This window comes from Microbacterium sp. SD291, assembly GCF_017355365.1.
In the GTDB taxonomy this organism is placed as follows: domain Bacteria; phylum Actinomycetota; class Actinomycetes; order Actinomycetales; family Microbacteriaceae; genus Microbacterium.
In genome coordinates this window covers 76,119-97,890 of sequence record NZ_JADIJR010000013.1, presented here as the reverse complement: position 1 = coordinate 97,890, position 21,772 = coordinate 76,119, and the positions used below count along the sequence as shown (strand labels likewise).

The following is a 21,772-nucleotide window of genomic DNA, read 5'->3' as shown; positions in this document are numbered from 1 at the left end:
AACATTTCACTATTGTGACGTTCGGCGTGATCGTTATATGTTTGACGACATGAGCACTGAGAACGAACGCGCACTCGAAGACGGCATCGTCACCGACCTCACGGGTCGCATGACCTACGGGTCCTACCTCGCACTCGACCAGCTGCTCACGGCGCAGCATCCGGTGAGCCGGCCCGAGCACCACGACGAGATGCTGTTCATCATCCAGCACCAGACCACCGAGCTCTGGCTCAAGCAGCTGCTGCACGAGCTGTCGTCCGCGCGCACGCTGCTCGCCAGCGACGACCTCCGCGAGGCGCTCAAGCGCGTCGCCCGCGTCAAGAGGATCCAGGACGTGATGACCCAGCAGTGGTCGATCCTGGCGACACTCACCCCCACCGAGTACGCGCAGTTCCGCGGCTCGCTCGGCAGCTCGTCCGGATTCCAGTCCGCGCAGTACCGGTCCGTCGAGTTCGCGCTCGGCAACAAGAACGAGAAGATGCTCGGCGTCTTCCGCGACCACCCCGCGAACCTCGCGCTGCTCACCGCCGAGTGGGAGAAGCCGACCCTCTACGACGAGTTCCTCCGCTACGCCTCCCGCCGCGGGCTGCCGGTCCCCGCCGAGATCCTCGAGCGCGACGTGCGCCAGCCCTACCGCGAGACGCCGGCGCTCGTTCCGGCGATCCGCGAGATCTACCAGGACCCGAGCACCCACTGGGATCTCTACGAGGCGTGCGAGGATCTCGTCGACCTCGAGGACAACTTCCAGTTCTGGCGCTTCCGGCACCTGAAGACGGTCGCGAGGACGATCGGCATGAAGGTCGGCACCGGCGGCTCCAGCGGCGTGGGCTTCCTGCAGCGCGCCCTCGACCTCACGTTCTTCCCCGAGCTGTACGCCGTGCGCACCGAGATCGGCGGCTGATGAAGGCCGCGACGTTCTTCGACGGGGAGGGATGGCGCGACGGCATCCTGACCGCGGATGACGACGGGCGGATGCTGCTGAGCGATGACTCCCCCGCGGTCGGACTCCCCCGGTTCGACGGCGTGATCATCGGCGGATTCACCGACCACCATGTGCACCTGCAGCTCGTCGATCACGCGCTGCTCGCTGGATCTCGGCTCGGAAGAGTCGTCGACCTCGGGGCGAACCCCGCGGCGATCGCGCGGCTCGCTCGCCACAACTCCGGAGAAACGCACCGTTTCTCGGCCGCAACCGGCGATTCGGGCGGATTCGAGGGCGGAACTCCGGAGTTGCGAACGCCGCACGAGGCCCGCGCGACCTCGATCGAGTTCGCCGGAGCCTTCCTCACTCCACCGGGCGGGTACCCGTCCGAACGCTCCTGGGCGCCGGCAGGCTCGTTCCGCCAGATCGCGAGCCCGGCGGATGCCGCAGCGGCAGTGGCCGAGATGGCGGACGCCGGAGCATCCTGCATCAAGGTCGCCTGCAACAGCGACGCAGGCCCCGTCTTCGGCGACGACACGATCCTCGCGATGGTCGACGCGGCATCGGCCCGCGGCCTCCCCGTCGTGGCCCATGCCCAGGGCCCCGGCGAGGCGCAGCGCGCCGCCCGTCTCGGCGTCGACACCCTCGCGCACGCGCCGTTCACCGAGCGGCTCACGGACGACGAGATCGCTGCGCAGGCGGCATCCGTCTCCTGGATCTCCACGCTCGCGATCCACGGCGACGCCGACCGGTCGGTCGCGATCGACAACGTGCGCCGGTTCCACGCCGCGGGCGGCACCGTCCACTACGGCACAGACATGGGCAACGGCCCGACCCCGGTCGACGTGAACCCGCACGAGATCGCCGCGCTCCGCGACGCCGGCGTCGACGACACAGCGCTCCTCCGCGCGCTCGCACCTGCCGACCCGCTCGATCCGGCATCCGTCCTCCTCGTCCTCCCCGCGACGACCTCCGACCCCCTCGACGCCCGACCCCTGAAGGTGTGACATGACCGACCTCCTCGCAACCGCCCGCGCCCTCGACGCCGCCGACCCGCTGGGCGCGCACCTCGCCGCCTTCGCCGAGGCGCCAGGGGTCAGCGCCTACCTCGACGGCAACTCGCTGGGCCGCCCGCTCAGGGACATCCCCGAGAAGCTCGCGGCCTTCGTCCGCGACGACTGGGGCACCCGGCTCATCCGCTCCTGGGACGAGCAGTGGATGGCTCTGCCGATGGAGCTCGGCGACCGCATCGGCGCCCTCGCCCTCGGCGCCGCGGCCGGGCAGACCGTCGTCGCCGACTCGACGAGCGTGCTCATCTACAAGCTCATGCGCGCCGCTGCCGGCGCCGACTCCACCCGCACCGAGCTCGTGATCGAGGCCGGCAACTTCCCCACCGATCGCTTCATGGCCGAGGGCGTCGCCGCCGAGACCGGCATGACGGTGGTCTGGCTCGAGCCCGACCCCGTCCACGGCGTCACGGTCGCCGACGTCGAAGCCGCCGTCTCCGACCGCACGGCCCTCGTCTCGCTGAGCCACGTGGACTACCGCTCCGGCGCCCTCGCCGACATGCCGGGCATCACCGCGGCCGTGCACGAGGCCGGCGCGCTGATGATGTGGGACCTCTGCCACTCGGTCGGCGTGATCCCGATGCAGCTCGACGCCTGGGGCGTCGACATGGCCGTCGGATGCACCTACAAGTACCTGAACGGCGGCCCCGGCTCCCCCGCCTTCGCGTACCTCCGCCGCGAGCACCAGGGCGTGCTGCGCCAGCCTATCCAGGGCTGGTGGAGCGCCGCCGACATCTTCGCGATGGGCCCCGAGTACGTCCCGGCCGGCGACATCCGCCAGCTGCTCAGCGGCACCCCGCCCGTCACCTCGATGCTCGCCATGCAGGGGATGCTCGACCTGATCGAGCAGGCCACGATCGACGGAGTCCGTGCGAAGTCGAAGTCCCTGACCGACCTCGCCGTGCGGGCGTACGACGAGGTGCTCGCCCCGCTCGGCGTGCGACTGCTGAGCCCGCGCGACCCGGAGCTCCGCGGCGGGCACGTCACGATCGGCCACGACGACTTCCGCGAGGTCACTCGCCGGCTGTGGGCGGACGGGATCATCCCCGACTTCCGCTTCCCCGACGGCATCCGCCTGGGCCTCTCCCCGCTGAGCACCTCGCACGTCGAGACCGTCACGGGCGTGCTGGCGGTGCGCGACGCGCTGGCCCTTCGATCCCAACGCCCTCTCCGCGCATCGCCTCCGGCGCTGCCCGGAGCCTCGGGGCGCGTGGGCCCGGCTCAGGGGTCCGGCCTGTGAACGATGCCGCCGTGCTCGACGACATCGACGCGCGCCCCGGCAGCACCGCCTCGCTGCTGCGCACCGTCGTGGGCCTGTATCTGCGGCGGCTCGGCGGCTGGATCTCGGCGGCGCAGCTGGTGGCGCTCGCCGGCGACCTCGGCATCCCGGCCGCGCAGGCCCGCACCGGCATCACGCGCCTCAAGCAGAAGGGGCTGCTGATCGCCGAACGCGACGCCGCGATCGGCTACCGGCTGAACCCGGCAGCGGTGACCATGCTCGAGCGCGGCGACCGGCGCATCTTCGAGATGCGCGAGATGACGGATGCCGACAGCTGGTGCCTCGTGTCGTTCTCGATCCCGGAGAGCGCGCGGAGCGTGCGCCATCAGCTCCGCCGCCGCCTGCAGTGGATCGGCGCAGGTGTCGTCTCGCCCGCGCTGTGGATCTGTCCCGGCCACCTGCAGGGCGAGATCGAGCAGATCCTGGCGGAGCTCGACGCGAGGCAGTGGGCGACCCTGTTCCAGGCGGCGACCCCGAGCACCGCGGGAACTCTGCCTGAGGCTGCGGCCGAGTGGTGGGACCTCGGCGCGCTGCGCGCCGAGCACCTCGCCTTCCAGGAGTCGCTCGCGGCGCTCCCCGCCGCCCCGTTCGCCGCCTACGTGCAGCTGATCGACAGCTGGCGGGTGCTCCCGTACGTCGACCCCGGGCTGCCGCCGGCGATGCTGCCGGACGGCTGGCCGGGCCGCCGCAGCTTCGCCGAGTTCGCCCGCCGCTCGGCGGCGCTGCAGGCGCCGGCATGGGAGCACGTGCGCAGGATCGCGGCATCCTGACCCGCGGCGGTCAGCCCGCGTGGGCGGCCGTCGTCGCGCGGACCACCAGTCGCGTCGGCAGGATCACGTGCGTCTCCTCGAGCTCGCCGCCCGACAGGAGCGTGAAGACCATCTCGGCGGCGAGCGCGCCGAGCCGGCGCATCGGCTGCTGGATGGTCGTGAGCGGCCGCGCCCGGCGCGACGCCTCCGGGACGTCGTCGAAGCCGATCACCGAGAGGTCCTCCGGAACCCGCAGCCCGAGGTCGTTCGCGACGTCGATCACCGCGATCGCCGACAGGTCGTTCGCGGCGAACACCGCGGTCGGGCGCGTCGGGGCGCCGAGCATGACGCGTGCCGACTCCCTGGTCGTCTCCAGCTCGTACCGGCCGACCTTGATCAGGGCGGGGTCGACCAGGATGCCGGCATCCGAGAGCGCCCGGCGATAGCCCGCGTCGCGCAGCGCCGCGGATCGCAGGTCGGGGCGCCCGGCCAGGAAGCCGATCCGCCGGTGTCCGAGGTCGATCAGGTGTCGGGTGGCGGCGTATGCGCCGCCGAAGCTGTCCGATTCCACCGTGGGAAGGTCGGCGCGCCCCGTGTGCGGGTCGATCGCGACGACGGGGATCTCCGTGCCCGGGCTGACGACCGTCGGAGTCACCATGATCGCCGCGTCGATCAGCGTGCCGGAGAGCCTGCTCAGCGAGCGGCGCTCCCAGCCGTCTCCGGCGCCGTGATGCGACCCGCTGTAGGCGAGGAGGTCGAACGCGGTGTCGTGCACTGCGGCGCCGACGCCCTTCAGTATCTCCGCGCTGAACGGCTCGAAGTCCGCCAGGAGCACCCCGATCACGCCGGTTCGCCGTGCCCGCATGCTGCTGGCGACCAGGCTCGACTCGTAGCCGAGCTCGCGCACCGTGTCGAGTACCCGCTGCACCGTGACATCGGCGATCCCGTAGCGCCCGTTGACGGCCTTCGACACGGTGGACACCGAGACGCCGGCCGCTCTCGCGACGTCGTGGATCGTTGTCCGTGCCCCCATGACACGCCAGCGTAGCCCCGCGCGGGCTCGCATGGAAACTGTTTTCGAAAACGTTTGACGAGTTGATCGCACGACACGAGACTGCTTCCCACCGCGGTCTCATCCGAGCCGCCGCGGGCGCCCGCATCGACGCGGTGCGCCACTCGATGAGGAGAACAATCACATGATCAGCAGAAGGCTCCCCCTCGCCTCCGCAGCCGCACTCGCGGCCGTCGGAGCGCTCGTCCTCTCCGGCTGCACCACCGGCGGATCCGACAGCGGCGACGGCAGCACCTCGATGACGCTCTGGCACAACTCCACGACCGGACCGGGCGTGGATTTCTGGGAGCAGACCGTGGCCGACTTCGAGGAGGCCAACCCCGGGGTCACGATCGACGTGCAGTCGATCCAGAACGAGGACCTCGACGGCAAGCTGCAGACGGCGCTCAACTCCGGCGACGCCCCCGACATCTTCCTGCAGCGCGGCGGCGGCAAGATGGCGGCAATGGTCAAGGCCGGCCAGCTCAAGGACCTCACCGACGCGATCAGCGGCCCGGCAGCCGAGGAGATCCCGGATGCCGCATACTCGGCGAACAGCCTGGACGGCAAGGTCTACGCGATGCCGGTGGCGGTCCTGCCCGGCGGGCTGTTCTACAGCCAGGACCTCTTCGACCAGGCCGGGATCGCCGAGAACCCGACGACGCTCGACGAGCTGACCGATGCGACCGCCGCACTCAAGGACGCCGGCATCGACCCGGTCGCCCTCGGCGCTCAGGACGCGTGGCCCGCCGCGCACTGGTACTACTGGCTGGCGCTGCGCGAATGCAGCCCGGAGACGCTGGCCGAGGCGGCCGACGCCATGACGTTCGACGACGAGTGCTGGGTGCGCGCCGGCGAGGACCTGCAGGAGTTCGCGGCCACCGAGCCGTTCAACGCCGGGTTCCTGACCACCTCCGCGCAGAAGGGCGCCGGCAGCTCTGCCGGCCTGATCGCCAACCACCAGGCCTCGATGGAGCTGATGGGCGCGTGGGATCCCGGTGTGATCGGCTCCCTCACCCCCGACCAGAAGCCGCTCGCGGATCTCGCCTGGTTCCCGTTCCCCGAGGTCGACGGCGGCGAGGGCCTGCCCGGTTCGATGATGGGCGGGGTCGACGGCTACTCCTGCTCGGTGGATGCCCCGGACGCCTGCGTCGACTTCCTCAACTTCCTCGGCACGTCGGAGGTGCAGACCGCGTACTACAAGGCGTTCAACGCCCCGCCGGTCAACACCGTGGCGCAGGAGGCGGTCACTGAGCCGTACCTCCAGGACATCCTCGAGGCCTACAACGCGGCCCCCTACGCCTCGCAGTGGCTCGACACCGTCTACGGGCAGAACGTGGGCAACGCCCTGAACGTCGCAGTGGTGACCATGCTCGCGGGTCAGGGAACGCCTGAGGACATCGTCAAGGCTGTCCAGGATGCCGCGGCGAAGGCGTGAGACGGCGGTCCGGCTGGAAGTGATCCTTCTGGCCGGGCCCGCCCTGCTCGTCTTCCTCGCCTTCGTGATCTTCCCCGTGCTGATGGCCGCCTTCTACGGCTTCTTCAGCTGGCAGGGGTACGGCCCGCCGACGGACTTCGTGGGGCTGAAGAACTACCTCACGATCCTGCAGGACCCGCTGTTCCACGAGGCCCTGGCCCACAACGGCATCATCCTGGTGCTGTCGCTGGTGCTGCAGGGGCCCGCAGCGATCCTGCTCGCGCTCCTGCTGAACCGCCGCATGCGCGGGCAGTCGCTGGTCCGGGTGCTGATCTTCGTGCCGTACGTGATCTCCGAGGTCGTCGTCGGCACCGGCTGGAGCCTGATGCTGCAGACCAAGGGCGCGCTGAACGCGCTGCTGGAGAACAGCGGACTCGGCTGGCTGGCGAACGACTGGCTGTCTGACCCCGGCATCGCGATCTGGACGCTGATGGCGATCATCACCTGGAAGTACATCGGCTTCGCCGTCATCCTTTTCCTCGCGGGGCTCCAGGGAATCCCCGAGGAGCTCCACGAGGCGGCCGCGATCGACGGGGCGTCGTACTGGCAGATCCAGTGGCGGATCACCCTGCCGCTGCTCGCGCCGACGCTGCGGATCTGGGCGTTCCTGTCGATCATCGGCTCGCTGCAGCTGTTCGACCTCGTCTACATCATCTGGGGGCAGTACATCGCCTCCACAGCCGGCACGTCGACCATGGCGACCTACATGGTGTCCGAGGGCCGCAACGCGGGCAACTACGGGTACGGCAACGCCGTGGCCGTGGTGCTCTTCCTGATCTCCCTCGTCGTCGCGCTGATCTATCAGCGGGCCGTGCTCCGCAGGGACACCGAGGGCGCACTGACCGATCCGGAGGCCGGGAAGCCGGCAGCCGAGGCGCGCACCGCGCGCGTGAAGGAGAAGACACGATGACCGCCACCTCGGTGCTCGTCACCCGGCGGCCCGGCCGGTCCGCCCGGCCGCGGCTCCCCTGGGCGAACCCCGCCGTCTACGTCGTCGCGGCGGTCGCGATCGGGCTGATGCTCGCCCCCATCGCCTACATCATCGTCGGCGGATTCCGGACGAACGCGCAGATCACGACCGACCCGTCCGGCCTGCCGCAGCCGTGGGTGGTGTCGAACTACCTCGACGTGCTCACCGGCGGCGTGTTCTGGCGGCAGATCCTGAACTCCACCCTGGTGGCGCTGGCCACGACCGCCGGGGCGGTCTCGCTCGGGCTGATGGCCGCGTACACGCTCGCCCGCTACCGGTTCGCCGGCCGCGGTGTGCTCTACGCGTTCTTCGCGGCCGGGCTGATGTTCCCGCTGACCGTGGCGATCACGCCGCTGTACATCGTGATCAGGAGCCTCGGGCTGATGAACTCGCTCGGCGGGGTGATCCTGCCGCAGATCGCGTTCGCGCTGCCGACCACGATCATCATCCTGGTCCCGTTCCTGCGGGCGATCCCCGACGAGATCCAGGAGGCCGCGTTCATCGACGGATGCAGTCGCCTCGGGTTCTTCTGGCGGATGGTGCTGCCGCTGTCGCTGCCCGGTGTCATCACCACCGGCATCCTGGCGTTCATCGGCAGCTGGAACGGCTATCTGCTGCCGCTGTTCATCCTGAACGACGACGCCGCGTTCACGCTGCCGCTGGGCGTGCAGTCGTTCGCCTCGCAGTACTCGGTCGACACCGCCAAGGTGCTCGCGTTCACCTCGCTGTCGATGATCCCGGCGCTGGTGTTCTTCAGCCTGTTCGAGCGGCGGATCGTCGGCGGACTGACCGGTGCGGTCAAGGGCTGAGCGCCGGCCCGGATCATCCGACCGCCAAGAGACCCCGAAGATGAGAGATACGAACGTGCCGCAGAACTCCCCCGCCCCCTCCCCGCGCGTGACCGCGCTCCTGGAGCAGATGACGCTCGAGGAGAAGCAGGCCCAGCTGGTCGGCTTCTGGGTCGACCAGGGCGATGAGGTGGTCGCCCCGATGGCGGGCGAGAAGAAGAGCTCGACCCGATACGAGGAGGCGACCCGCGACGGTATCGGCCACCTCACCCGGGTCTACGGGACCCGCCCTGTCGACCCTGTGGAGCGCGCCGGGTGGCTGTGGGCGGAGCAGCGCCGCCTGCAGCGCGAGACCCGGCTGGGCATCCCGGCGATCGTCCACGAGGAGTGCCTCACCGGCCTCGCGGCCTGGAAGGCGGCGACCTTCCCCACGCCGCTGGCCTGGGGCGCCTCGTTCGACCCCGAGCTGGTCGAGGAGACCGGACGCGCGATCGGCACGTCGATGCGCGCGCTCGGGATCCACCAGGGGCTCGCGCCGGTGCTCGACGTCATCCGCGACCCTCGGTGGGGCCGGGTGGACGAGTGCATCGCCGAGGACCCGCTGGTGGTCGGCGCCCTCGGCGCCGCGTACGTCCGCGGCCTGCAGAGCGAGGGCGTGCACGCCACGCTCAAGCATTTCGTCGGGTACTCCGCATCGAGGGCAGGGCGCAACCACGCCCCGGTGCACGCGGGCCGGCGCGAGATCGAGGACGTGCTGCTCCCGCCGTTCGAGATGGCGCTGCGCGAGGGCGGCGCCCGCAGCGTGATGAACTCGTACACCGACATCGACGGAGTGCCCGTCGCGGCCGACCCGACGTACCTCACCGGGGTCCTGCGCGAGCGGTGGGGGTTCGACGGCGTGGTCGTGTCGGATTACTTCGCCGTCGACTTCCTGCGGAGCATGCACCGGGTGGCTGCGGACGCCGCGCACGCGGCCCGGCTCGCGATCGGCGCAGGGATCGACGTCGAGCTCCCCTCGCCCGACGCGTACACGACGCTCGCCGCACAGGTGCGCGACGGGTCGCTGGGCGAGGATGTCCTCGATCGCGCGGTGGTCCGGGTGCTGTCGCAGAAGGAGGAGCTCGGGCTCCTGGACGCCGATTTCAGCACCCCTCCGGAGCGGATCGACCTCGATTCGCCGGAGCATCGGGCGATCGCGCGCCGGCTCGCGGAGGAGTCGGTCGTGCTGCTGAGCAACGACGGGCTGCTCCCCCTCGACGCGGATGCCGCACGGCGGATCGCCGTGATCGGTCCCAACGCCGACAGCGCCGAGGCGCTGATGGGCTGCTATTCCTTCGTGAACCACGTGCTCGCGCACCATCCGCAGACACCGGCCGGGATCTCCCTGCCGACGGTCCTGGGGTCGCTGCGGGGCGAGTTCGCGGATGCCGTCGTCTCCCTCTCCCCCGGGTGCGCCGTCGAGGGCGAGGATCGCTCAGGCATCGCCGCCGCGGTCGCCGAGGCCGCGCGGGCGGACGTCGCGATCGTCGTGGTCGGCGACCGGGCCGGCCTGTTCGGCCGCGGCACCGTGGGCGAGGGCAACGACGTCGAGACGCTCGAGCTCCCCGGCGTCCAGCGCGCCCTCGTCGAGGCCGTCGTCGCGACCGGGACGCCCGTGATCCTGATCGCGATGACCGGGCGGCCGTATGCGCTCGACTGGGCTCTGCCCCTGCGCGCCGGGGTCCGCGGCGCCGTCGTCGGACTCGGCGCCGTGAACTCGGCGGCGCCGGAGGCCGCCGCTGCGGCTGCGGCATCCGCCCGTCCCGCAGCCGTGCTGCAGGCGTTCTTCCCCGGCGAGGAGGGCGGACCGGCGATCGCCGCACTGCTCAGCGGCCGCGTGTCGCCATCGGGGCGGCTCCCCGTGTCGATGCCGCGATCGGCCGGCGCGCAGCCGTACTCGTACCTGCATCCGGTGCTCGGCGGCCGTACGGACGTCACGAGCGCCGACCCGACGCCCGCGCGTCCGTTCGGATTCGGCCTGAGCTACACGACCTTCGACCACGACGACCTCGCCGTCGCTTCCGCCGACGGAGTCCTGCGCGCGTCGGTGCGGGTGCGCAACACCGGCACGCGCACGGCATCCGACGTCGTGCAGCTGTACGCGCACGACGAGATCGCCAGCGTCACGCGTCCGATGGCTCAGCTGATCGGCTTCCGCCGCATCACCCTCGAGCCGGGTGCGGAGGAGCGGGTGACGCTCGAGGTGCCGGTCGACCGGCTCGCCTTCACAGGGCTCGACGGCGTGCGCCGCGTCGAGCCCGGGCGGTTCCGGCTCTGGGTGGGACCGTCATGCGAGGACGAGGAGACCGTCGCGACGCTCGACATCGGAGCCGACGGCTAGCCGGCTGACCTCCGCGCAGACCAGGGCGCGGATCGCGCGCTCGTCGATGGCACGCATGGCGGAGGAGTGCCTCCGTGAGCAAGGGCGAGCCTGCACCGGTTTGTTTCACTGAGTGTCGCCGGCGGTTCCCCTCCGCGGGCGGCGCCCCTACTCTTGCGGGAACGCATCCGACCGACAGGAGACTCCCGTGTCCAGCCCGCTGAACCACCTTCCGCCCCTCCAGGTGCGTGAGCGTGCAGCGTGCATGTGCCGTCAGGGAGACGTCTGCTCCTCGTTCGCTTCGGGTCACGCGCTGCACCTGATCCAGGCCCGCATCGCCTCGGCGACGCCGGCCGAGTGGGTCGACGCGATCGTCGAACAGGCGGATGCCGCCACCGGCGATCTCGTGGTGCGCACGCTCGACGGCGTCGCGCACGCACTGTGGAACGCGTCGGGAGCGGCCCTCGAGGCGGCGCCGGGGACTCCGGTCGCCCTGCACCCCCGCTACAGCGTGCTCGCGGTCGGCCGGGCGCAGTTCAACGTCGCCGCGGTCTGAGCTCGCGCGTCAGGCCGACGCCATCATCATGTCCTTCATGGCCATGCACGCATCCATGCACGCCTGGCAGGCCTGAGCGCACATCCGGCAGACGTCGCTGTCATCGGCGTGCGCCATGCACTGGTCCATGCACACCTGGCACATCGCGATGCAGGCGTCGAGCATCGCCATCATCGACGCCGGCGTCATGCCCTGCATCCGCATCATCGAGCGCATGGTCGTGTTGCACATGTCGGCGCAGTTCATGCACGCGGGCGAGCAGTCCATCATCTGCGTGGAGCAGACGACGCACGCCTGCTCGCAGGCCGAACACGCGTCCATGCACGCCTGCATGACGGACATGTCCATCGTGGCCATGTCCGGCATCGACATCATGTTCTCGGACATGGCGCCCATCATCATCGAGTCCATCGCACACCGCTTCCGTCTTCGGCCGCAGCCGAGTGAGAACGGGCAGGACCACCCGCCTGACGCCAGGGTAGTCCTCCGCGGGCGGCGCGTCGATGGCGGATCTCCGCCTCTCATGCGCCGCGCGGATTGTCAATCCCGTGGCCGCCTCCCTGGATGGGTGAGACGGTGTCATCTCGACCGGAACACCCCCATTGAGAGGAGCTGACGATGAGCGGCGCAGACGACATGAAGCACGCAGCGGAGAAGATGGCCGGAAAGGTCAAGGAGGGCGCCGGCAAGGTCACCGACAACGAGGACCTTGAGCGCGAGGGCCGCATGGACCAGGCGAAGGCGTCGGCGAAGCAGGCCGGCGAAGACGTCAAGGACGCCGCGCACGATGCCGGCGACAACGTCAAGGATGCCTTCAGGGAGTGACTCCGAGCGCGTGGGGCCCGCCATCGGGCGGGCCCCACTCGCCGGTCACCCCGGTTCAGACGCTGCTGCGACCACTGATCGCCCTGATCAGCCACGCGATCACAGCGATCGCGAGAAGGACCAGACCGACCCAGAGGAGGAACTGCAGAGACTGCACCAGTCCGCCGGTGATCGCGAGGATCACGGCGACGACGACCACGATGATCAGGAGGATGTTCATCGGTCTTCCCTTCTGCCGAGGACAAGGCGTCCGCTTGAGTGACCTCACGCTACTCGCAGGCGCACCACTCGCCGGAGGGGCTTGACGCGGCCCCCTCCTGGTGCCACGACTCCACGGAGACGGGGAAGCACAGAGGAGATGAGGACATGCCCGAACGGCGGAACAGGTCGCTCAAGGACCCGGAGCTGTACGAGGAGCTCCGCGAGGACGGAGCGTCGAAGGAGAAGGCGGCGCGGATCTCGAACGCGGCGGCGAAGGAGGGGCGCAGCACCGTCGGCCGGCGCGGTGGCGAGCACGGCGACTACGAGGAGTGGACCGTCGACGAGCTCCGCAGGCGCGCGAAGGAGCTGGGCCTGAGCGGCTACAGCGGCAAGCGGAAGTCCGAGCTCATCTCGGCGCTGCGGAACCACTAGGGGCCGGCGATGCCCGCCCGATTCGGCGTCGAGGAGGAGTTCGTCCTCCTCGACGAGGAGACTCTCGTGCCGCTGTCGATGCGCGACGGCAGCCGCGAGCGCATCACCGGCCACAGCAGCGGCGGTGAAGTGATGCCGGAGTACCTCACTTGCCAGTTCGAGTGCGTCACGGAGCCGGCATCGACACGGGCGGATGCCTCGGCGCAGCTCAGCCGGATGCGGCAGCTGATCGGCACCCACGCCGCGCAGCAGCGGGCGGTGGCCGCCCCCTCGGCGACGCCGTTCATCTCCCCCGGCGGTCTCGTGGTGTCACCCTCCGAGCACTACGCGGAGGTCGCCACGCAGCTCGCCGAGATCACCCGCGAGCACGAGGTCAACGGACTCCACGTCCACGTCGAGGTCGACGGCGACGAGGAGCGCGTGCGGGCGCTCAATCGCGTGCGCGGCTGGCTGCCGGCGCTGCTCGCACTCACCGGCAACGGGCCGTTCGCCCACGGCCGGCACACCGGGTTCGCGAGCTGGCGCAGCATCCTGATCCGCCGCCTGCCGTCATCGTGGTGCCCACCCCACTTCCGTGACCTGGACGACTACCGCGCCCGCGTCGACCGCCTGATCGCGCTCGGCGCGATACCGGATGCGGGCTCGCTGGCGTGGGCCGTTCGCCTGTCCGAGCACTATCCGACGGTGGAGGTCCGCGTCTTCGACGCCCAGCTGACCCCGGAGGACGCCCTGTTCGCCGCGACGCTGTCGCGGGCGCTCATAGTGAGCGATCCGCCGCCGAGCGCCCGCGACGAGGAGCTCGACGCGATCGACGCGTCACTGTGGATCGCCGCGAGGCGGGGGCCGGAGGCCAGGGTCATCGACCCGAGCACCGGAGAGGTGGCGCCGCTCTGGGAGGTCGCGGCGACCATGCTCGCGCACGCCGCGCCCGCGCTCGCGGAGTACGGCGACGAGGAGTTCGCGGCCGGGCATCTCGAGCGCATCCGCGTCGAGGGGACGGGCGCGCAGCGCCAGGAGAGGGCGTACGAGCGGGACGGCATCGCGGGGCTCCGATCGCTGTACCGCGCCGGCACGACCGCCGCCTGATCGGAGCCGGGTGGCCCCGTCGTCGGTATCGTCGAACCGTGGCTTCCTTCTCGGCACTCCAGCGTCTCGTCATCACGATCGCGGTCCTCGCCTCGTTCGTGACTTTCCTCGACGGCACGGTCGTCACTGTCGCGCTCCCGGCGATCAGCCGCGAGCTCGGCGGCGGCATCACCACGCAGCAGTGGGTGGTCGACGCGTATCTGATCACGCTCAGCGCGCTGATCCTGCTCGCGGGCTCCGTGTCCGACGCCTACGGCCGCGTGCTCGTGATGCGCGTCGGGCTGATCGCCTTCGGCGTGGCATCCGTCGCGGTCGCCGCCGCCCCCGATCCGCTCATCCTGATCATCGCCCGGGCTGCGCAGGGCGCGGCGGGAGCCCTCCTGGTGCCGAGCTCGCTGGCGCTCATCACCGCCACGATGCGCGCCGACGTGCAGTCGCGCGCCATCGGCGTGTGGACAGCGTTCACGACCGCGGCGATGCTCGTCGGGCCGCTGCTCGGCGGCCTGTTCGTCGATCTCCTCTCCTGGCGGTTCGTCTTCCTGATCAATGTCCTGCCGATCGGCGTCACGCTCGTGCTTCTCGCCCGGCTGCGCCTGCCGGAGCATCCGCGCGGGATCCGCGTCGACTGGTGGAGCGGGGCGCTGTGCGCGATCGGACTCGGCGCCGTCGTGTTCGCGCTCATCGAGCAGCCGAACCTCGGCTGGGCCTCTCCCGCGATCTGGATCCCCGGCACCGCGGGTGCCGCTCTGTTCGCGCTGTTCCTGATCCGGCAGCAGCGAGCGGCGACACCGATGATGCCGCTGTCGCTGTTCCGGGTGCGCAACTTCGGCTGGGGGAACCTCGCGACGCTCTTCGTCTACGCCGCACTGTCACTCAACGGCTTCGTCGTCGGAGTGTACCTGCAGCAGGGCGCCGGTCTCAGCGCGACCGCCGCGGGGCTCGCGAGCCTGCCGCTGACGATCCTGATGATCCTGCTGAGCTCGCGGGCGGGTGCGTGGGCCGGCCGGTTCGGGCCGCGCATCTTCATGACGGTCGGCCCGCTGCTGATGGGCGCGGGCGCGCTGCTGCTGCTCACCGTCGCCTCCGACTTCGACTACTGGTGGCAGGTGCTCCCGGCGATGATCGTGATGGGTCTCGGTCTCGCGCTCACCGTGGCACCGCTCACCTCGGCGATCCTCGGCGCCATCGAGGAGAAGCGCTCTGGCATCGCCTCGGCCGTGAACAACGCCGTCTCCCGCGTCGCCGGACTCCTCGTGGTGGCCATGGTGTCGACCATCGTCGGCGGGAAGCTCGACCTCGACGGCTTCCACAGCGCGGCGTGGGTCACGGCCGCGCTCATGGCGCTCGGCGGGATCGTGTCGTGGATCGGCATCCGGCGGGGCCCGGCCGAGCCGGAGGAAGCCGAGGCCGAGGCGACCCGTTGACGGTGTCGGCGGCCCGGCGCAGACTGGGTGCGTCCACGAGTGATCGGAGACCCCGGTGAGCACGCTTCCCCTTCTCCCTGTCGTCGACGCCGAGACCTGGCAGCGCGAGCTGGACGAGCTGCGGGTGCGCGAGAAGGCGGCGACCCGCGAACTCGACGCCATCGCCGCGCAGCGACGCCGACTGCCGATGGTGCGGATGCCGGAATACATGCTGGCGGGCGAGGAGGGCCAGGTGCGCCTGGCCGACGTCTTCCAGGGGCACTCGCAGCTCATCGTGTACAACCACATGTGGTCGGACGGCAACGAGTGGCAGTGCCCCGGATGCACCGGGTTCACGTCGCAGTTCACCCGGCTCGACGTGCTCGAGCGCTACTACGACACCCGCTTCGTGATCGTCACGAACGGCCCGATCGACGAGGCCCTCGCCTACCGCGACCGGGTCGGGAACCGGATGGCGTGGTACTCGAGCGCCGACAGCCCGTTCGGCGCAGACGTCGGCGCCCCGCCCGACAGCGGCTTCGCCGTGAACGTCTTCCTCCGCGACGGCGACACGGTGTACCGCACCTGGCACACCGACGGGCGCGGCACCGAGCGGCTCAGCCACATCCACGGCCTCATCGACGTGCTGCCGTACGGTCGCCAGGAGGAGTGGCAGGACTCCCCCGCGGGCTGGCCGCAGCACCCGACCTACTCGCGGGGCATGGGCTCGAAGGAGATCGGCGAGCTGTACGGAGCGCACGCCTGACGCCGAGCCGCGCCATAGGCTTGCCCCATGCCGAGCAGCGAGGTCACGACGCTCCGCGTCGGCCCGGTGCGCGTCGCCTGGGCCTTCGGAGCGGATGCGCGCCGGCGCGTGCTCAGCCGTCTGCTCGCAGACGCGGGCGCGCCGGACGACGACATCGTGCACCAGTGCCCGCACTGCGGCTCTGCCGCGCACGGCCGGCCGCTCACCTCGTCGGGGACGACGGTCGTGAGCATCAGCCACCGGGGTGAGCTCGCGGTGGCTGCGCTCGCCCACGCGGATGCCGCGGCCGCCGTCGGCGTCGACGTCGAGGCCGATCGCGGCCGCGAGCAGATGGCCGACCTCGCTCCCCTGTTCGCGCCCCGCCCGCCGCCGGACGTCCGCGGCTGGACCGCGATCGAGGCGGCGGTGAAGGCCGACGGCCGCGGGCTGAGGATCGCGCCCGGCGAGGTCCGCCTCAGCGACACGGCGGGCGACCTGCTCCCCGGAGGAAGACTCATCGCCCTGCAGGGCGACCGGCGCATCGAGGTCGTCGGGGTCCCCGCTCCGGAGGGCTACGTGATCAGTATCGCGATCGACCCAGCCCGAGAATCGGGCCAGTGAGCGGCGCCGGAGTCTCCCCCTCCGGTCCCGCCGGAAGAGCAGGCAGTGCGGCATCGTGCAGCCACGCGGCGAACAGGCCGGCGAGCGGGCGCCCGCTCACGGCCTCCGCGAGCGCGACGAAGTCCTCCGTGACCGCCGAGGCGTGAGCGCGCCCCGAGGTCCATGCGCGCACCAGATCGAAGAAGACGTCATCGCCGATCGTGAGGCGCAGCGCGTGCAGCGTCAGGGCTCCGCGCTTGTAGACGCGGTCGTCGAACATCGTGTCCGGCCCCGGGTCGGCGATCACGACGTCCTGGTCGAGTCCGGACAGGTGCTCGTGATGCGCGAGCGCCTTCGCGTGCGCGCTCGGACCGCCCGACGCCTCCGACCAGATCCACTCCGCGTAGCAGGCGAATCCCTCGTTCAGCCAGATGTCCTGCCAGCGGCGCAGCCCGACGCTGTTGCCGAACCACTGGTGCGCGAGCTCGTGCGCGACGAGCCGCTCGAGGCCGCGCTCGCCGTCGATGTGGTTCGCGCCGAAGATCGCCATCGCCTGCGCCTCGAGCGGGATCTCCAGGTCGTCGGGCGTGACGACCACCGTGTAGCCGGTGAACGGGTACGGCCCGAAGAACCCCTCGAAGGCCGACATCATCCTGCCGAGATCGGCGAAGTCGGCGCGCACCCTGGCGGCGAGCATCCGCGGATAGAACAGCCTTCCGGGCACGCCGTCCAGCGGCATCCGCTCTTCGGCATACTGCCCGATCTGCAGCGTCATCAGGTAGGTGGCCGTCGGGGTCGGGATGTCGAACGTCCAGACGGCCCGTCCGCGTTCGACGCCGCGCGCGGCCGGCACCGACCCGACCACCGTGTACCCGGGGTCGGTCGCGATCCGGATGCCGTAGGTGGCCTTGTCGAACGGCACGTCGTTGCACGGGAACCAGGTCGGGGCCCCCGTGGGCTGGGAGGCGATGAGCAGGCCGTCTTCGAGCTCCTCCCAGCCGAGCGATCCCCAGCGGGTGCGGCGCGGTCCGGGGGCGCCCACGTACTCGATGACCACCTTGATGACGTCACCCGGCTCGGCGCTGCTTCCCAGCGCGATCTTGACCTTGCGCTCGTTCTGCGTGAAGTCCGCCCTCCGACGGCCTTCGACCCGCACCTTCTTGACGCGCAGCCCCACCAGGTCGAAGGCGATCGCCGAGGTCTCCTGCTCTATGCGGACGTCGATCACCGCCGTGCCGGCGAGACGGTTGGTGGAGAGCTTGTACTCGAGGTCGAGGTCGTAGTGCTCGACGCGGATGCGCGCGTCGCCGCTGTGCGGGGTGTACGGGTCGACGTTCATTCGCCTTCCGCCTGATAGGCCCGCACCTTCACGGCGCGCCACGGGCCGATCGGGTTGCCGCTCCAGCGGCTTCCGGCTGGCACGGTCTCGCCTCTCATGACGAGGGATGCCGGGCCGACGGTCGCATCGGCGGCGATCGTCGCGGCCGGCAGCACGACCGAGTGCGGGCCGAGGGTCGCGCCCGATTCCAGGGTCACGGTGTCGATGCTCATCACTCGATCATGGAACAGATGCGTCTGAACCACACAACCGCGGTTCACCGTGGCGCCGTCGCCGAGTCGCACGAGGTCGGGTTCGGGGAGCCAGTAGCTGTCCGTCCAGACGCCGTGGCCGATCTTCGCGCCGAGGCTGCGCAGCCAGATCACGAGCGCCGGCGTTCCCGCTGCCGCGTTCGCGAACCAGGGAGCCGCGACCATCTCGGTGAACGTGTCGGCGACCTCGGTGCGCCACACGAAGCTCGACCAGAGCGGATGCTCGCCGGCGCGGATCGGGCCGACGAAGACCCACTTCGCGACGGTGGCCGATGCCGCGGCCACCGCCCCGGCGGCGAGCAGCACGGCCCCCGACAGCAGGATCGCCGCGAACAGCCCCCAGGTGTCTGTGAGCCAGGCCAGGGTGAGCAGGACGGCGAGGCCCAGCCCGCACGTGAAGAAGACCGGGATGATGCGGCACAGCTCCCACAGGGCACGGGCGTAGCGCAGCGACTGCCGTGGACGGTAGGTGCGCTCGAGGTCGGAGTCGTTCACGACACGGCGAAGCCGCACGGCGGGTGAGCCGAGCCACGACGACCCCGCCTTCGCCTTCTCCGGGGCCACGGAGAGCACGGCGATCAGGCCGTCCTTCGGCACCCTGTGGCCGGCGGCGGCGAGGCCGGAGTTGCCGAGGAACGCACGTTTTCCGATCCGGGCGGTCGCGATCCGCATCCAGCCGCCGTTGAGCTCGTAGGTGCCCACCATCGTGTCGTCGGCGAGGAAGGCGCCGTCATCGATGACGGTCATCTTCGGGATCAGCAGCACCGTCGACGCCTCGACCTCGCGGCCGACCCTGGCGCCCAGCATCCGCAGCCAGACCGGGGTGAACAGGCTGGAATAGATCGGGAACAGCATCGTCCGAGCCGAGTCGAGCAGCCGCTCCGTGGTCCACGCCTGCCAGGCCACGCGCCCGTGCACCGCGTGCACGCCCTCTGTCATGCCGATCGAGAGCAGGCGCACGAGCAGCACGACGGCCGCGGCGAACACCAGGCCGGTCGTCAGCGTCGCAGGGACCAGCCAGAGTGCGAAGTGCCCGATCGCGGCGGACAGGGATGCCGACCCGCGGATGCCGGCGGCCAGCACGGCCGCGCCGACGGCGAAGGCGAGGAACGGCAGGAGGCCGAGCAGCGCGGACGAGGCGCCGTACGCCCAGAGCCAGCGGCGACGCACCGGCGGAGCCTCGGACGCGAGCGGGGTGCTCTTGCCGCCGACGCGCACCGCGGGCGAGCCCGCCCAGCGCTGGCGGGCACGGACCCGGCCGAAGACGGCGGAGCCCGGTGCGATCTCGGCCCCGCGCCCGATCTTGGTGCCCGGCGCGAGCGTGCTGCGCGCACCGATCGTCGCTCCTGCGCCGATGCGGATGTCTCCGATGCGCACGGTGTCGCCGTCGATCCAGTGGCCGGCGAGATCGACCTCAGGCTCGATGGCCGCTCCGTCGCCGATGTGCAGCATCCCGGTGACGGGCGGCAGCGAGTGCAGATCGACGCCATTGCCGACGCGGGCTCCGAGGGCGCGCGCGTACAGCGTCACCCAGGGCGCGCCGGCGAGCCCGACCGGGTCCACCTGCTGCGAGACCTGCTCGGCGAGCCAGAGCCGCAGGTGCACGCCGCCGCCGCGCGGGTAGTCGCCGCCGCGCACGCCGGCGAGCAGCAGCCTGGCTGCGAGCGCGGCCAGCGCCATCCGCCCGAACGGGGTGGTGAAGACGACGAGCCCGGTGATGATCGCCCACGCCGGCGCGTCCGGCAGGAACTCGTAGCCGGGGACGAGCTGCAGCAGCCAGCTTGCAACCAGCAGCCAGGTGATCCAGCGGGCGCCCGAGAGGATGAACAGCGGGATGCCGAGCAGGGTCTGCACCCACTGCATCCGACGCGGGGTGGGCTTGGCCTCGGTGAACGCGCGCGTCTCCTCCACGGAGGCGGCGTCGACGGCATCCGCCATCTGCCTGAGCCTCGGCAGGTCGTAGACGTCGGCCATCGTGTACTCCGGCGCGCGGGAGCGGATGCGCGAGACGAGCTGCGCGGCGGCGAGCGAGCCTCCGCCGAGCTGGAAGAAGTCGGCGCCGTCCTCGGAGGGGCGGATGCCCAGCACCGAGAACCACTGCTCGGCGAGCCACGCGGCCGTGCCGGAGAGCGTGGAGTCGGCGCCGTCCTGGTCGGTGAGAGGCCAGGGCAGAGCCGCCTTGTCGACCTTGCCTGACGTGCGGATCGGCAGGTCGTCGACCACTGCGAGGAGCGGGATCAGGGGCGCGGGCAGAGCCTCGGCGAGCTGGGCGCGCGCGTGCTGACGGTCGAACCCCTCGCCCGGGACGACATAGCCGACGAGGATGGCGATGCCGGCGGAGGTCTTGCGCACCGCGACCGCAGCGGCCGTGACATCGTCGACGGCCTGGAGCGCGGCCTCGACCTCGCCGAGCTCGATGCGCCGGCCGCCGATCTTGACCTGATCGTCGACCCGCCCCTGGAACACGAGGCCTTCGGGATCGGCGCGGACCATGTCGCCGGAGCGGTATGCGCGCGACCAGCCGAGAGTGGGCATCGCCGCATACTTCTCGGCGTCCTTCGACGGGTCGAGGTAGCGGGCGAGGCCGACTCCGCCGATGATGAGCTCGCCGACCTCGCCGTCCGCGACAGGGTCGCCGGCGGCGTCGACGACCGCGAGCGACCAGCCGTCCAGCGGCAGGCCGATGCGCACGAGCGGCTCGCCGCCCATGAGCGCGGCGCAGGCCACGACGGTGGCCTCGGTGGGCCCGTACGTGTTCCACAGCTCGCGGCCCTCGCCGACGAGCCGGGCGACGAGCTCGGGCGGGCAGGCCTCGCCGCCGAAGATGAGCAGGCGCACGTTCTCGACCGTGTCCTCCGGCCACAGCGCCGCGAGCGTGGGCACGGTGGAGACCACGGTGATGCCGTGACCGACCAGCCACGGGCCGAGGTCCTCGCCGGAGCGGACCAGCGCGCGCGGCGCGGGGATCAGACAGGCGCCCGACCGCCATGCGAGCCACATCTCCTCGCAGGAGGCGTCGAAGGCCACGGAGAGACCGGCCAGCACGCGATCGCCGGGGCCGAGGGGCGCGTCCTGCATGAACAGACGCGCCTCGGCATCGACGAATGCCGCGGCCGACCGGTGCGAGACCGCCACTCCCTTCGGCGTGCCGGTGGACCCCGAGGTGAAGATGATCCAGGCGTCGTCCTCCAGCCCCGGCTGGGCGACGACCGGGACGGCCGAGGTGCTCGGGTGCGGATCGGCGCCCGCGAAGAGCGCGGCGGCCTTCGCCGCCTCGGGGGCCTCCGAGGGCGTGTAGACCCCGCCGGGGCCGATGATGCCGCGCACGTCCGCCTCGCCGAAGACGAGATCGGCGCGCTCCTGCGGGTCGTCGGCGTCGACGGGCACGTAGGCGGCGCCGGCGGCCAGGATCGACAGGATCGCGATGTACAGCGAGCGCTCCCCCGACGGCATCCGCACGCCGACCCGGTCACCGCGGCGCACTCCCTGCTCGTGCAGGCGCGCCGCGGTCACGTTGATCCGGGCGATGAGCTCGGCGTAGCTGAGTGCTCCGCCGGCATCCTCGATCGCGGAGGCGTCCGGATGCCGCTCCGCGGTGTCGCGGAGGATGTCGATCAGCGTCCGAGGCGCCGGAGCGTGGGCGGTCCGATCGTAAGCCTTCTGCACGCCTGT

General features: G+C 71.2%; 20 protein-coding genes. 15 read left to right on the top strand and 5 right to left on the bottom strand.

Annotated features, from left to right (window positions below; genetic code table 11):
• Positions 1–49 precede the first annotated feature (49 nt).
• From IPV10_RS09595 to IPV10_RS09580, 4 genes are read left to right on the top strand one after another with little or no spacing between them, the layout of a single operon-like run.
• A complete protein-coding gene (locus IPV10_RS09595; RefSeq protein ID WP_207483165.1) occupies positions 50–901 on the top strand; it encodes a tryptophan 2,3-dioxygenase in 852 nt (283 codons plus the stop codon).
• Complete coding sequence (locus IPV10_RS09590; RefSeq protein WP_207483163.1) at positions 901–1,929, top strand: hydrolase; 1,029 nt, start codon at positions 901–903, stop codon at positions 1,927–1,929. The genes IPV10_RS09595 and IPV10_RS09590 overlap by 1 nt, the downstream gene beginning before the upstream one ends.
• A 1-nt stretch (position 1,930) precedes the next feature.
• The gene (locus IPV10_RS09585; protein WP_242684815.1) at positions 1,931–3,229 is read left to right on the top strand and encodes a kynureninase; all 1,299 of its coding nucleotides are present in this window, start codon (positions 1,931–1,933) and stop codon (positions 3,227–3,229) included.
• Positions 3,226–4,038, top strand: coding sequence for a PaaX family transcriptional regulator C-terminal domain-containing protein (locus IPV10_RS09580; RefSeq protein ID WP_207483161.1), 813 nt, complete (start codon positions 3,226–3,228; stop codon positions 4,036–4,038). The genes IPV10_RS09585 and IPV10_RS09580 overlap by 4 nt, the downstream gene beginning before the upstream one ends.
• Before the next feature lie 10 nt (positions 4,039–4,048).
• On the opposite strand, the gene IPV10_RS09575 is transcribed toward IPV10_RS09580, so the two are convergent.
• Positions 4,049–5,050 (bottom strand): LacI family DNA-binding transcriptional regulator, encoded by a 1,002-nt coding sequence (locus IPV10_RS09575; protein ID WP_207483159.1) that lies wholly within the window; start codon positions 5,048–5,050, stop codon positions 4,049–4,051.
• 163 nt (positions 5,051–5,213) lie between these two features.
• On the opposite strand from IPV10_RS09575, the gene IPV10_RS09570 reads away from it, so the two are divergent.
• The 5 genes from IPV10_RS09570 (at position 5,214) to IPV10_RS09550 (ending at position 11,218) form a co-directional block, all read left to right on the top strand.
• Positions 5,214–6,506 (top strand): extracellular solute-binding protein, encoded by a 1,293-nt coding sequence (locus tag IPV10_RS09570; protein ID WP_207483157.1) that lies wholly within the window; start codon positions 5,214–5,216, stop codon positions 6,504–6,506.
• Positions 6,487–7,455 carry a carbohydrate ABC transporter permease gene (locus tag IPV10_RS09565; protein ID WP_207483155.1) on the top strand — a complete coding sequence of 323 codons (969 nt, stop codon included), beginning with the start codon at positions 6,487–6,489 and terminating at the stop codon, positions 7,453–7,455. Before IPV10_RS09570 ends, IPV10_RS09565 begins: the two co-directional genes overlap by 20 nt.
• Positions 7,452–8,324 carry a carbohydrate ABC transporter permease gene (locus IPV10_RS09560; protein WP_207483153.1) on the top strand — a complete coding sequence of 291 codons (873 nt, stop codon included), beginning with the start codon at positions 7,452–7,454 and terminating at the stop codon, positions 8,322–8,324. The genes IPV10_RS09565 and IPV10_RS09560 overlap by 4 nt, the downstream gene beginning before the upstream one ends.
• 40 nt (positions 8,325–8,364) lie before the next feature.
• Positions 8,365–10,683, top strand: a complete 2,319-nt coding sequence (locus tag IPV10_RS09555; RefSeq protein WP_374192227.1) for a beta-glucosidase — start codon at positions 8,365–8,367, stop codon at positions 10,681–10,683.
• Between the two features lie 187 nt (positions 10,684–10,870).
• Positions 10,871–11,218 (top strand): hypothetical protein, encoded by a 348-nt coding sequence (locus tag IPV10_RS09550; protein WP_207483151.1) that lies wholly within the window; start codon positions 10,871–10,873, stop codon positions 11,216–11,218.
• 9 nt (positions 11,219–11,227) lie between these two features.
• Here IPV10_RS09550 and IPV10_RS09545 read toward each other — a convergent pair whose 3' ends face one another.
• Complete coding sequence (locus tag IPV10_RS09545) at positions 11,228–11,629, bottom strand: hypothetical protein (protein ID WP_207483149.1); 402 nt, start codon at positions 11,627–11,629, stop codon at positions 11,228–11,230.
• Positions 11,630–11,836: 207 nt separating this feature from the next.
• On the opposite strand from IPV10_RS09545, the gene IPV10_RS09540 reads away from it, so the two are divergent.
• Positions 11,837–12,043, top strand: coding sequence for a CsbD family protein (locus IPV10_RS09540; protein ID WP_207483146.1), 207 nt, complete (start codon positions 11,837–11,839; stop codon positions 12,041–12,043).
• A gap of 55 nt (positions 12,044–12,098) precedes the next feature.
• Here IPV10_RS09540 and IPV10_RS09535 read toward each other — a convergent pair whose 3' ends face one another.
• A complete protein-coding gene (locus IPV10_RS09535) occupies positions 12,099–12,263 on the bottom strand; it encodes a hypothetical protein (protein WP_207483144.1) in 165 nt (54 codons plus the stop codon).
• 146 nt (positions 12,264–12,409) lie between these two features.
• On the opposite strand from IPV10_RS09535, the gene IPV10_RS09530 reads away from it, so the two are divergent.
• The 5 genes from IPV10_RS09530 to IPV10_RS09510 are packed head-to-tail and all read left to right on the top strand — an operon-like array spanning position 12,410 to position 16,531.
• The gene (locus IPV10_RS09530; RefSeq protein ID WP_207483142.1) at positions 12,410–12,676 is read left to right on the top strand and encodes a Rho termination factor N-terminal domain-containing protein; all 267 of its coding nucleotides are present in this window, start codon (positions 12,410–12,412) and stop codon (positions 12,674–12,676) included.
• A 9-nt stretch (positions 12,677–12,685) separates the two neighbouring features.
• Positions 12,686–13,762 carry a YbdK family carboxylate-amine ligase gene (locus IPV10_RS09525; protein ID WP_207483140.1) on the top strand — a complete coding sequence of 359 codons (1,077 nt, stop codon included), beginning with the start codon at positions 12,686–12,688 and terminating at the stop codon, positions 13,760–13,762.
• Positions 13,763–13,800: 38 nt separating this feature from the next.
• Positions 13,801–15,186: an MFS transporter gene (locus IPV10_RS09520; RefSeq protein WP_207483138.1), complete on the top strand. Its 1,386-nt coding sequence runs from the start codon at positions 13,801–13,803 to the stop codon at positions 15,184–15,186.
• Between the two features lie 55 nt (positions 15,187–15,241).
• Complete coding sequence (locus tag IPV10_RS09515; RefSeq protein ID WP_207483136.1) at positions 15,242–15,931, top strand: DUF899 family protein; 690 nt, start codon at positions 15,242–15,244, stop codon at positions 15,929–15,931.
• 27 nt (positions 15,932–15,958) lie between these two features.
• Positions 15,959–16,531: a hypothetical protein gene (locus IPV10_RS09510; protein WP_207483134.1), complete on the top strand. Its 573-nt coding sequence runs from the start codon at positions 15,959–15,961 to the stop codon at positions 16,529–16,531.
• Here the strand turns inward: IPV10_RS09510 and IPV10_RS09505 are convergent.
• The gene (locus IPV10_RS09505) at positions 16,491–17,849 is read right to left on the bottom strand and encodes a M1 family metallopeptidase (RefSeq protein ID WP_207483132.1); all 1,359 of its coding nucleotides are present in this window, start codon (positions 17,847–17,849) and stop codon (positions 16,491–16,493) included. The genes IPV10_RS09510 and IPV10_RS09505 overlap by 41 nt on opposite strands.
• Complete coding sequence (locus IPV10_RS09500; protein ID WP_307861097.1) at positions 17,846–21,766, bottom strand: Pls/PosA family non-ribosomal peptide synthetase; 3,921 nt, start codon at positions 21,764–21,766, stop codon at positions 17,846–17,848. Before IPV10_RS09500 ends, IPV10_RS09505 begins: the two co-directional genes overlap by 4 nt.
• Positions 21,767–21,772 lie beyond the last annotated feature (6 nt).

Bases quoted from the DNA above. Each gene is read 5' to 3' on its own strand.
- IPV10_RS09595 (WP_207483165.1), top strand. From the start codon at position 50: ATGAGCACTGAGAACGAACGCGCACTCGAAGACGGCATCGTCACCGAC.
- IPV10_RS09590 (WP_207483163.1), top strand. From the start codon at position 901: ATGAAGGCCGCGACGTTCTTCGACGGGGAGGGATGGCGCGACGGCATC.
- IPV10_RS09585 (WP_242684815.1), top strand. From the start codon at position 1,931: ATGACCGACCTCCTCGCAACCGCCCGCGCCCTCGACGCCGCCGACCCG.
- IPV10_RS09575 (WP_207483159.1), bottom strand. From the start codon at position 5,050: ATGGGGGCACGGACAACGATCCACGACGTCGCGAGAGCGGCCGGCGTC.
- IPV10_RS09570 (WP_207483157.1), top strand. From the start codon at position 5,214: ATGATCAGCAGAAGGCTCCCCCTCGCCTCCGCAGCCGCACTCGCGGCC.
- IPV10_RS09565 (WP_207483155.1), top strand. From the start codon at position 6,487: ATGCCGCGGCGAAGGCGTGAGACGGCGGTCCGGCTGGAAGTGATCCTT.
- IPV10_RS09560 (WP_207483153.1), top strand. From the start codon at position 7,452: ATGACCGCCACCTCGGTGCTCGTCACCCGGCGGCCCGGCCGGTCCGCC.
- IPV10_RS09555 (WP_374192227.1), top strand. From the start codon at position 8,365: ATGAGAGATACGAACGTGCCGCAGAACTCCCCCGCCCCCTCCCCGCGC.
- IPV10_RS09545 (WP_207483149.1), bottom strand. From the start codon at position 11,629: ATGGACTCGATGATGATGGGCGCCATGTCCGAGAACATGATGTCGATG.
- IPV10_RS09540 (WP_207483146.1), top strand. From the start codon at position 11,837: ATGAGCGGCGCAGACGACATGAAGCACGCAGCGGAGAAGATGGCCGGA.
- IPV10_RS09535 (WP_207483144.1), bottom strand. From the start codon at position 12,263: ATGAACATCCTCCTGATCATCGTGGTCGTCGTCGCCGTGATCCTCGCG.
- IPV10_RS09530 (WP_207483142.1), top strand. From the start codon at position 12,410: ATGCCCGAACGGCGGAACAGGTCGCTCAAGGACCCGGAGCTGTACGAG.
- IPV10_RS09525 (WP_207483140.1), top strand. From the start codon at position 12,686: ATGCCCGCCCGATTCGGCGTCGAGGAGGAGTTCGTCCTCCTCGACGAG.
- IPV10_RS09510 (WP_207483134.1), top strand. From the start codon at position 15,959: ATGCCGAGCAGCGAGGTCACGACGCTCCGCGTCGGCCCGGTGCGCGTC.
- IPV10_RS09505 (WP_207483132.1), bottom strand. From the start codon at position 17,849: ATGAACGTCGACCCGTACACCCCGCACAGCGGCGACGCGCGCATCCGC.